The 9,841-nt window shown below is 69.7% G+C and carries 10 protein-coding genes; 3 read left to right on the top strand and 7 right to left on the bottom strand.

Features of this window, described 5'->3' with window-relative positions; translation table 11 throughout:
* Positions 1-169: 169 nt before the first annotated feature.
* The gene (locus tag AC5LSR_RS19905) at positions 170-601 is read right to left on the bottom strand and encodes a PIN domain-containing protein (RefSeq protein WP_250286794.1); all 432 of its coding nucleotides are present in this window, start codon (positions 599-601) and stop codon (positions 170-172) included.
* 9 nt (positions 602-610) lie between these two features.
* Entirely contained in the window at positions 611-868 is a 258-nt protein-coding gene (locus AC5LSR_RS19900; protein WP_250286793.1) for a type II toxin-antitoxin system Phd/YefM family antitoxin, read from the bottom strand.
* 212 nt (positions 869-1,080) lie between these two features.
* Here AC5LSR_RS19900 and AC5LSR_RS19895 point away from each other — a divergent pair, with 212 nt between their 5' ends.
* Positions 1,081-1,632, top strand: coding sequence for a toll/interleukin-1 receptor domain-containing protein (locus AC5LSR_RS19895; RefSeq protein ID WP_250286790.1), 552 nt, complete (start codon positions 1,081-1,083; stop codon positions 1,630-1,632).
* Between the two features lie 4 nt (positions 1,633-1,636).
* Here the strand turns inward: AC5LSR_RS19895 and AC5LSR_RS19890 are convergent, their stop codons facing one another.
* The 3 genes from AC5LSR_RS19890 to AC5LSR_RS19880 all read right to left on the bottom strand — a co-directional run bounded on the left by AC5LSR_RS19890 (position 1,637) and on the right by AC5LSR_RS19880 (position 4,522).
* Positions 1,637-2,314, bottom strand: coding sequence for a TetR/AcrR family transcriptional regulator (locus AC5LSR_RS19890; protein WP_250291501.1), 678 nt, complete (start codon positions 2,312-2,314; stop codon positions 1,637-1,639).
* 373 nt (positions 2,315-2,687) lie between these two features.
* The gene (locus AC5LSR_RS19885; RefSeq protein ID WP_250286783.1) at positions 2,688-3,554 is read right to left on the bottom strand and encodes an N-acetylmuramoyl-L-alanine amidase; all 867 of its coding nucleotides are present in this window, start codon (positions 3,552-3,554) and stop codon (positions 2,688-2,690) included.
* A 50-nt stretch (positions 3,555-3,604) separates the two neighbouring features.
* Positions 3,605-4,522 (bottom strand): DUF3097 domain-containing protein, encoded by a 918-nt coding sequence (locus tag AC5LSR_RS19880; RefSeq protein ID WP_250286779.1) that lies wholly within the window; start codon positions 4,520-4,522, stop codon positions 3,605-3,607.
* A gap of 342 nt (positions 4,523-4,864) precedes the next feature.
* Between AC5LSR_RS19880 and AC5LSR_RS19875 the strand changes: the two genes are divergently transcribed.
* On the top strand, positions 4,865-5,455 hold the full coding sequence (locus tag AC5LSR_RS19875) for an isochorismatase family protein (RefSeq protein ID WP_250286777.1): 591 nt from the start codon (positions 4,865-4,867) through the stop codon (positions 5,453-5,455).
* A gap of 111 nt (positions 5,456-5,566) precedes the next feature.
* On the opposite strand, the gene AC5LSR_RS19870 is transcribed toward AC5LSR_RS19875, so the two are convergent.
* Positions 5,567-5,860 (bottom strand): DUF4193 domain-containing protein, encoded by a 294-nt coding sequence (locus AC5LSR_RS19870; protein ID WP_250286775.1) that lies wholly within the window; start codon positions 5,858-5,860, stop codon positions 5,567-5,569.
* An 801-nt stretch (positions 5,861-6,661) separates the two neighbouring features.
* On the bottom strand, positions 6,662-7,192 hold the full coding sequence (locus AC5LSR_RS19865) for a DUF3145 domain-containing protein (protein WP_250291503.1): 531 nt from the start codon (positions 7,190-7,192) through the stop codon (positions 6,662-6,664).
* A gap of 605 nt (positions 7,193-7,797) precedes the next feature.
* Here AC5LSR_RS19865 and glgX point away from each other — a divergent pair.
* Positions 7,798-9,841: glycogen debranching protein GlgX (gene glgX, locus AC5LSR_RS19860; protein ID WP_493468811.1), on the top strand; the 2,044-nt coding region annotated here is incomplete at its 3' end.

Below are 9,841 nucleotides of genomic sequence, written 5' to 3'. Positions count from 1 at the left end.
TCCACTGCTTGCTCCCTTTGGGCGGTTTTGCCGGGAGCGCGTGTTTGTCGGGGGAGTGAGCCTCTGCCGTCCTGCGGTGGGGGTTGACGGGAGCCGCGATGGGCTGGTCCGGGATGCTCCAGCTTTCCCCGGCTTCGCCGCCCTTCGGCTGGCGTCGGTGGCCTACCCGTCAACCATGGGAGTCGAAGAAGAGCCCGACCCGATCGGTTGTCCAGGTCGGGACGCCAGTGCCAAAGAAGTCCTGATCCTCGGTCCAGATCGGGCAATCCAGAACAAGAGCGGTCGCAAGCACCGGCCAGTCGTCGGCATCTCGGTCAACAATACGAGCCAGTGCGGCGTCACGGGCAAGCCCATAGGTGTCCGCATCGATGCCGAGAACGATTGGCTCGAGACCGTCGAGAACAGCGAGCGCGGCCTGCGGGTCGAGACCTCGTTTGGAGAGGATGCCGGTCAGGTACCTCCTTGCATCCAGGTACGCGACGTCAGGGGCGAAGAACGCCACCTTGCCGGCACAGGTAATCACAAGATCCCGCACACGTTTCCCCAGCGCAGCTCGGATCAGGATGTTCGCGTCAAGGACCAGGCTCTTCTGTTCTGACATGACGGCGTGTCAGGCGGTGGGCCGCTTGCGTCGGGCAGCCTTGAACTCGGACACGACCGCGTCGACCTCGACATCTCCCTGTGCCAGAAGCCCATCGAGAGCGGCAGCTGCCGCCTTGAGCGCGGCCAGCTCGGCATCAAGATCGGACTTGGCGGGGATGAAGTAGCCGACCGTACGACCGTGACGGGTCACTGCCACCGGCTCGTCAGAAGCGATGTAGTCGGCCAGGCCAGCGCGGAACTCACGGATGCCTACCTTGGTCACCATGGCACACCTCCTCATATTTGTGAATCACGGTGTACACAACTGCCATCGGGTCTCCGAGCGCCATACAGGTCACGTCGGCTGATGGCCGGGATGCACGGTGGGGCCGGCCAGGAACTCAGGTGGCCTGACTGCTCACGTAGAGTCGGGCCTGGCGGGTGAGGCGTCCGATCCTCGGTCCGGTCGCCCGGTGGCGGTGCCGTACGGGGGCCGGTGTGTCTCTTACCTTCATCAGTTACGCGTCGGAGGATCGCGCGGCGGCGGACCTGCTCAGGAGCAGGCTTGTCGCCGCCGGGTTCGCCGGCGTCTTTCTTGACTCCGATGGCATCCCACCGGCGGCCCGGTGGGAGAAGCATCTCTGGCGGGAGCTCCGCCGCGCGGACGCCGTAGTGTTTCTCGGGAGCCGCCGTTCCGCCGACTCACAGTGGTGTCACATTGAGCTCGTCTACGCGTGGGACAGGGGGATTCCGGTTTTTCCCGTCCGGCTGGAGCCGGGTCTCCAGCTCTCCCTGCTCACCGACACCCAGTGGATCGACGCGTCCGCGGGAGGCGGGTGGCACCACACGCCGTTCATGGCCGGCGCAGGAGCCGTTCAGGCGTGGGATCTGGCGCTGCGCCGGCGGATACTGTGGTGGTGGCGTGAGGAGCTGAACACGGCTCCGCCCGTTCGTGGCCGACGGGTGGGCGAACAGCGGGTGCCAACGCGGGAGCCGACGCGGTGCTCCCGCAGCTCCCTCGCTCGCGGCCGGCGGCGCCGGCCGGAGTGATGGGTCAGTGGGCCGGGCTGAGGTCGCTGAGGATCAGGCGGGCGACGGTGCGGATGATGTCGTCGTCGCCGACGGGGAGCTCCTGGGCGCGGCAGTAGTACCAGGCGCGTTCGAGCATCCCCATGATCGATAATCCCAGGGCCTCCGGCACGATGGTCGGCTCGGCCTGGCGGCCGCGCAGGTTCGCCCCCAGCAGGAACGCGACCCGCATCTGCATCCGTCTGCTGCTGGTGCGGAACTGCTCGTCCGCTGGCGCGGAGGGACCAGAGGCGAAGATGAACGCGCCATGCACGTCCATGAACGCGAAGTAGGCACGCACCCATCCGATCACGTCGGGCAGGTCGCACGGCCGCGGCATCACCTCCCAGCGGGAAACAATCTTGAGAATGTCCCGGTAGGCGTTCTCCCCGAGAGCGTTGAATACCTCACGCTTGTCACGGAAGTAGGTGTAGAAGCCGGCCCGCGAGATCCCGCACGCGTCGGTGATGTTGCCGATCCGGGTGCCCGCGTAGCCGCGGTCGAGAAACAGCCGGCGCGCCCCCTCGAGGATGGCGTCGCGGGTACGGGCCGCCCGCTGGCCAAGTGCGGCGTCCCGCCGCGTCGTCGCTGCCGCCGTCCCTTCGTCGATGACGCCCCTCCTTGGTCCGGCGCATGGCGACGCAGGGTCGACCGGTATGTTCACGACTGCCCCCATGCGGTCGAAAATCCCGCTATAGCGGACAATTTTACTGCTTGATGCTTTCCGTCAATATGCTGTCGCCAGAACGACAGCCGAGTGCGCGAAAGCACCTCGGCAAATCATGTCAAACAGAGTTGAATCGCTAGTTTACAGGAATATCTGCCTTTGTCGCAAGATGCTACATATACGAAATATCGGTGACGTCGACGCGCCACTGGCCGAGCTGGCGGCGCGGACCCGTGCCGTTGGCGCGGCTCGGCCGATATGGCTCGGCAAATGCACGTGCGCGAAGCTCGGGAACGCCACCCACACCCAACCAGGGCATCGCGCCGTCCGGTAACCATGTGGTGGACGTGTGGTCGGGAAGACGGTGTGCTCAGGAAGGCGGTACGGTCAGGAAGGCGGTTATCCCGTCCGTGATGCCCTGCGCGGCACGCCCGCGCCACGCGGGGTCGGAGACCCGCGCGGCATCGGCGGGATTGCGCATGTTGGCGCACTCGATGAACACCTTGGGCACCCGGGAGAGGTTCAGGCCACCCAGATCCGTACGGAACGCCAGGCCGTCGTGCGCGATGTAGTCCGCCCGGGTTTCGCCGGTGCTCCGTTCGAACGCGGCGCCCACCGCGTCCGCCAGCCGGGCCGACGGGGCGAGGATCACGGCGTTGCCGCCGTCCGGGCTCAGGCTCGGGGCGATGACATGGAACCCGGTACCGCTCGCCGGGCCGCCGTCGGCGTGCACGGACACGGCCGCGTCCGCGTGCGCGTCGTTGCCGATACGGGCCCGCTCGTCGATGCACGGGCCGACCCCGTTGTCGTCCGTCCTGGTCAGGACGACGGTGGCGCCTCGGCCACGCAGCAGTTCGGCCACGCGGGTGGCCACGTCGAAGGTGAACGCGTGCTCGGGATACCCGTCGACGGTCTGCGAGCCGACGGTGTCGCACTCCTTGGCGATGCCGCCGGCGAGCACCTTCCGGTTGATCGCTGCGGGCGCCCTCGCGTTGCCCCCGTTATGGCCGGGATCGAGCAGGACGGTGCGCCCGCGCAGCAGGTCCGGCCTGGCCGCGGCCCCGGCTCCGGCCGCGCTCGGCTCGGGCGACGGCGACGCCGCGGCCGCCCCGGACATCCCGAACGGCGGCGGGGGCGGGCCGGAACGCGCCGCGTGCACCGCGAAGGCCACGATCGCGACCACCACGACGAGTGCGACGACAAAACCCGGCCTGAGCGCTCTCCACCGCGGTGGCATCTAGCGTCGCCCCGTCCGGGACAAGGGGATGCCGGCGGCGGGACCGGGCCTCATGTCCGGCCGCTTTCGCGTCCCCCGTAGCGTTCCGCGCCGCGTTCGTCGCCGTGCTTGCCGTCGCCGTGCTTGCCGTCGCCGTGCTCGTCGTCACCGTCGCCCGCCGGTACCGCGACGAAGTCGATGAGACGTTCGACCGCGCCGAGCAGGCCGGCTTCGACGTCCGTGTAGGAACGCACGCCGGCGAGCACCCGGCGCCACATGTCGGCGGGCTCGGCGACGCCCAGTGCGCGGCACACCCCCTCCTTCCACGGCTGGCCCCGGGGTACCTGGGGCCAGGCCGCGATGCCCACGGAGGACGGCTTGACCGCCTGCCAGATGTCCACGTAGGGATGCCCGGTGACGAGCACGTACGGTGACGTCACGGACGCGGCGATGCGGCTCTCCTTGGAGCCGGCGACCAGATGGTCGACGAGCACGCCGAGACGGCGCCGCGGGCCAGGCCGGAAGGCGGCGACCAGCGCGGGCAGGTCGTCGACGCCGTCCAGGCTTTCCACGACGACGCCCTCCACCCGCAGGTCGTCGCCCCAGATGCGTTCGACGAGCGTGGCGTCGTGCAGCCCCTCCACGTAGATCCGGCTCGCCCGCGCGACCCGGGCCGGCTGGCCGGGCACGGCGATGGAGCCGGACGCCGTGCGGGCCGGGGCCGCCGGCACCGGCCGTCCCGGCCGGGTCAGCGTCACCGTCCGCCCGTCCAGCAGGAACGCGCCCGCGGCAAGGGGGAAGGCGCGGCGGCGGCCGTGCCTGTCCTCCAGCACGACCCCGCCCGCCTCAGCCTCGATCACCGCCCCGCAGAAACCGGTCGCGGTGTCCTCGACGACGAGGCCGGGGGTGGCCTCGACCGACGGCGGCGCGGCGGGCCGCGCACGCCCGCTCCGCGCCAGCACGTCGGGCCCGTAGTCTCTGCTGCGCACCCGACCACTGTAACGGGGCGGTATGACAACCGCGCATCAGCTTTGAATCCGTACGTATCCTGTACGGATACGGCCGGCACCGGCGTTCGTGGCAGATACCACATCAAACGGGTACCGCATCAAACGGGTACCACGTCAAGCGGATACCACGTCAAGCGGATACCACGTCAATTCGGCACCGGCGACCCGGCCCGGGCAATCCGGCATGGGCCCGGGTGGGCGGGGCCTGAATGCCGACGGGCAATATCCGGCAAACGCCTGGCATCCGTATGCGGGCGGGCCGCGCCCCACCGTGGGAGGCCCGGAATGCCGCGGCAGGCCGGCAGTGGGCAGAATCGGCTCATGACCGACGACTACGGGCCGGGCGTCGCACTCCTGGTGATCGACGTCCAGAACGACTTCGCCGCGCCGACTGGCAGCCTGTACGTGACCGGCGGCGAGGAGATCATCCCACTCGTCAACGACGAGATCGGACGGGCCGTGGCCGCGGGCTCACCGGTCGTCTACACGCAGGACTGGCATCCGCCGGCCACCCCGCACTTCGTCACCGGCGGCGGCATCTGGCCGCCGCACTGCGTGCGGGAGACCGAAGGCGCGCGGCTGCATCCGGCCCTGCGGGTCGACGGGACGATCGTGCGCAAGGGGACGGGCGGCGAGGACGGCTATTCCGGATTCACCGTACGGGACCCGCTCACCGACGCCGGCCGGGCGACCGAGCTGGTCGACGTCCTCACCGCTCAGGGGGTCCGCAGGATCGTCGTGGCCGGCCTTGCCGGGGACCACTGTGTGAAGGCAACGGCCCTGGACGGCCGAGCGCTGGGTTTCGACGTGGTGGTCCCGCTAGCCCTTACCCGCTTCGTCAGCCTGCGGCCCGGGGACGAGGAACGGGCCGTCGCGCAGATGCGGGAGGCAGGGATCCAGGTACTCACCTGATCATCAGCACTCACCTGATCATCAGGACGACCGGGTGGGCCCGCCCCGCCCCGCCCGCGGCGCACGGGGGCCCACCCGGCACGGCTCCATGGCCCGCGCGGCCCGTCCGGCCTACGCGGCGCAGTCCGCGCAGATCATCCGCCGGCTGTCGGCGAGCTGGCTGCGGTGATGGACCAGGAAACAGCTCGTGCAGGTGAACTCGTCCGCCTGTCGGGGCAGTACGCGGACAGTAAGTTCCTCCCCGGACAGGTCCGCGCCGGGCAGGTCGAGCTCGGACTCGAACGGGTCGACATCGTCCCCGAGGTCGGCCGCCGCGTCCGCCCGTCGTGCCTTGAGCGCCTCCAGACTCTGCTCGGCGACCTCCTCGGCATCGCTGATCCGGGGGGTGTCGTAATCGGTGGCCACTGAAATACTCCCGTGAAATTAAGTGCGCTGCTCTCTCGTGCCCCACCCACAACGCACGGCCGGTGGGGTATGTGCCCGCCCGGACGATCCCGAACAGATGTGGCCTTCGCCACACCTGTTGCGCTCCCACGTCCCAGGTGTCATCGGACGCCGGCGGGCATCGGGCCGGGGGCGCCCGCCGGGGCCACCATCACCCCCGGCGGCTCCCCCGGCGACGCGGAGGAAGTCTCCCCCGACAACGCCTGGGAAATCCTCCGGGAACGCGCGGAAGGCGGCTCACCGGGAACGGGTGACCCGGCCCGGCATACCCCGCCCGGCACACGCCCGAACACGGGAACCGCGGCAGGAGCCGGCCGTCCCGCCCGGCCCCGCCAGCATGCGCCCGGCCCCGCCAGCATGCGCCCGGCCCTGCCAGCATGCGCCGGCGACAGGCTGCCCGTCAGGTGCGGAGCGGCCCCGCGCCGCGACCCACCCCCCTGACCCGCGCCCGGACCACGTTGCCCGCTGGGAGCCCGGCTCATGCCGGCCGGCCCGCATGAGCCCGGAGCGCGGGCGCGGGCGCGGGCGCGGGCGCGGGCGCGGGCGCGGGCGCGGCGAAGCCTAGAGCGCCGGTCAGGTAACCATACGTATCCCTCCTGAACGATGGCACGCTTCGATGGACGTCGGCCGCCAGAGAAGATCGGCGTAATTTTGTCGTTGTGTACGCTTTTGCGGCCAAAAAGCGTACACAACGACAAACTCTCCTGGATCATGGCCTGCACGGGTGGTCGTGGATGGGATCCGCGCTACTTGACCGGCGTTCTAGCCGGTCCGGCGCAGCCAGGTCACGGGCGCTCCGTGGGCGCCCTGACGCAGCGGCTCCAGGACGTCGTCCCAGGCGGTGCCGAGCAGGCGGTGCAGGCCCCTGGCCAGGGTCTCGCGGCCCTCGCCCCGGTCGATGAGCGCGCGCAGGGCCGCCTCACCGACGACCACGTCCCCGTTCGCGGCGATCGACGCGCGGTGCAGGCCGAGTTCGGGGGTGTGGGAGTAGCGCTCCGAGTCGCACCCCGGTGAGGGCCCCTCGACCACGTCGAAGGAGACCGGGCCGAGACGGCGCAGCTGCCCCGCCAGCCGGCCGGCCGTCCCGCAGGGGGCGCGCCACTGGAGGGCCGCGTGGAACGACCCCGGGGAGCTGGGCTGCTCGGTCCAGGTCAGGGACACCGGTGAGGAGAGCACGGCGGACACGGCAAACTCCAGGTGCGGACACAGTGGCGGCGGGCAGGCCAGCACGGCGAGCATGCCGGGGATGCCGACGGACACCGAACCCGAAACAAGATCACGTGTTGATGGCATTGCGACCACGCAGGACCTCCGTCAACGAGTTACGCCTTCCCCTGCGATCTCGTCTCACGATCGGCCGCGCCGTGCGGTAACGATGGTGCCATGAGCCGCCGGTGGCTGCCATACCTACCCCCGTCTGACAGATCCGATTCATCATTTGATACCTGGATGATTCGTGACAGGCGGCTCCCTCATCCTCCGCACGGCAGGGCCCGGCGAGACAACCAGGCCGAGGCGTCCGAACGGCGTCCGGATGATGTCCGTGGGGTGTCCGGCCGGGCCCGCGCCGGGCCCATGCCGGGCCCATGCCGGGCGGGCCGGCAGACGGGGTCCCGGCGTGGAGGACCGAGCGCGCGGCCACCTCGTGAACCTCGTCCACGGCGGAGGCCGCGATCAACGGTTTGTGATCGACGACGCGGGCGACGAGTTGCGCACGGCGCGGCCCGAAGGTGTACTCAAGCCGGCCCGGCCCGGCCCGGCCGCGGCCGCCGCCCTGCCGGCCGAACCGGAATCCCCCGGCCCGGAATCCACCGGCCGGGAAGTCATCCGAGCCGTCGGTGCCCATCCCCACCAGCACCGGTCGTCGGCGGTTCCCCAACCCCGTAGGCTCCGTGCGTATGTTGCAAGTCTGGCCGGGCAGCCCCTATCCGCTCGGTGCCACCTACGACGGCACCGGCACCAATTTCGCGATCTTCTCCGAGGTCGCCGAGAAGGTCGAGCTGTGCCTGTTCGACGAGGGCAACACCGAGACCAGGGTCGAGCTGAAGGAAGCCGACGCCTTCGTCTACCACGGTTTCCTGCCGAGCATCGGCCCCGGCCAGCGATACGGGTATCGGATCCACGGCCCCCACGAACCTGCCAAGGGGCTGCGGTGCAATCCGTCCAAGCTTCTTCTGGACCCCTACGCGAAGGCGGTCGACGGCGAGATCGACTGGGACCAGTCGGTCTTCGGCTACAACTTCGGCGACCCCGACAGCATGAACACCGAGGATTCCGCGCCCCGGGTGATGAAGTCGGTGGTCATCAGCCCGTTCTTCGACTGGAACGGCGACCGCCCGCCGCGCACCCCGTACCACGAGACGGTCATCTACGAGGCGCACGTGCGCGGCCTGACGACCGCCCATCCCGGGCTTCCGCCGGAGTACCGCGGCACCTATGCCGGCGTGGCACATCCGGTGATGATCGACTATTACCACAAACTCGGTGTGACCGCCGTGGAGCTCATGCCCGTCCACCAGTTCGTGCAGGACGAGCACCTGGTCCGCCGGGGGCTGCGCAACTACTGGGGGTACAACTCGCTGGCCTTCCTGGCCCCGCACAACGCGTACGCGGCCACCACCCGCGCGGGCCAGCAGGTCCAGGAGTTCAAGCTGATGGTGAAGGACCTCCACGACGCCGGCATCGAGGTGATCCTCGACGTCGTGTACAACCACACGGCCGAGGGCAACCACATGGGCCCGACGCTGTGTTTCCGCGGCATCGACAACGCCGCCTACTACCGCCTGATGGACGACGACCCGCGCTACTACATGGACTACACCGGCACCGGCAACAGCATGCGGGTGCGCAACCCGCACGTCCTGCAGCTCATCATGGACTCGCTGCGCTACTGGGTGACCGAGATGCACGTCGACGGGTTCCGGTTCGACCTGGCCGCGACCCTGGCCCGGGAGTTCTACGAGGTCGACCGGCTGTCGTCCTTCTTCGACCTCGTCCAGCAGGATCCGGTGGTCTCGCAGGTCAAGCTGATCGCCGAGCCGTGGGACCTCGGCGCCGGCGGCTACCAGGTCGGCAACTTCCCCCCGCTGTGGACGGAGTGGAACGGCAAGTACCGTGACACCGTGCGGGACTTCTGGCGCGGCCAGGACAAGGGCATCGCCGAGTTCGCCTCCCGGCTGACCGGCTCGAGCGACCTCTACGAGTCCGATGGGCGCCGGCCGTCGGCGTCCATCAACTTTGTCACCGCCCACGACGGGTTCACCCTCAACGACCTGGTCTCCTATAACAACAAACACAACGAGAACAACGGCGAGGACAACCGGGACGGAACCGACGACAACCGGTCGTGGAACTGCGGCACGGAAGGGCCGGCCGACGACCCCGCGGTGCTCGCGCTGCGCGGCAGCCAGGTCCGCAACTTCCTCACCACGCTCTTCCTCTCCCAGGGCGTCCCCATGCTGCTGGCCGGCGACGAGATGGGACGCACCCAGCAGGGCAACAACAACGGCTACTGCCAGGACAACGAGATCTCCTGGCTGGACTGGTCCCTGGCGGAGCGCAACGCGGACCTGGTGGAGTTCACCGCGACCGTCTGCGCCCTGCGCCGGGAGCATCCGGTGTTCCGCCGGCGCCGGTTCTTCCGGGGCGACCCCATCCACCGCCTGGACGCCAGGACGGGCCTTCCCGCCGCCGGCTACGACGGCGGCGAGGCCCTCAAGGACATCGTCTGGCTGCGGCCGGACGGCACCGAGATGTCGGACGCCGACTGGGGGTTCGCCCCGGCCCGCTCCTTCGGGGTGTTCCTCAACGGGCAGGGCATCCCCGACCCCGACCAGCGCGGTGAGAAGGTCGTCGACCAGTCCTTCCTGCTGTTCTTCAACGCCCACTTCGAGCCGCTGGGCTTCCGCATCCCGCCGGAGAGCTTCGGTACCAGCTGGGAGG

The organism is Protofrankia sp. CiP1_Cm_nod4, from assembly GCF_982290645.1.
This window is presented reverse-complemented; position numbering and strand designations above follow the sequence as displayed.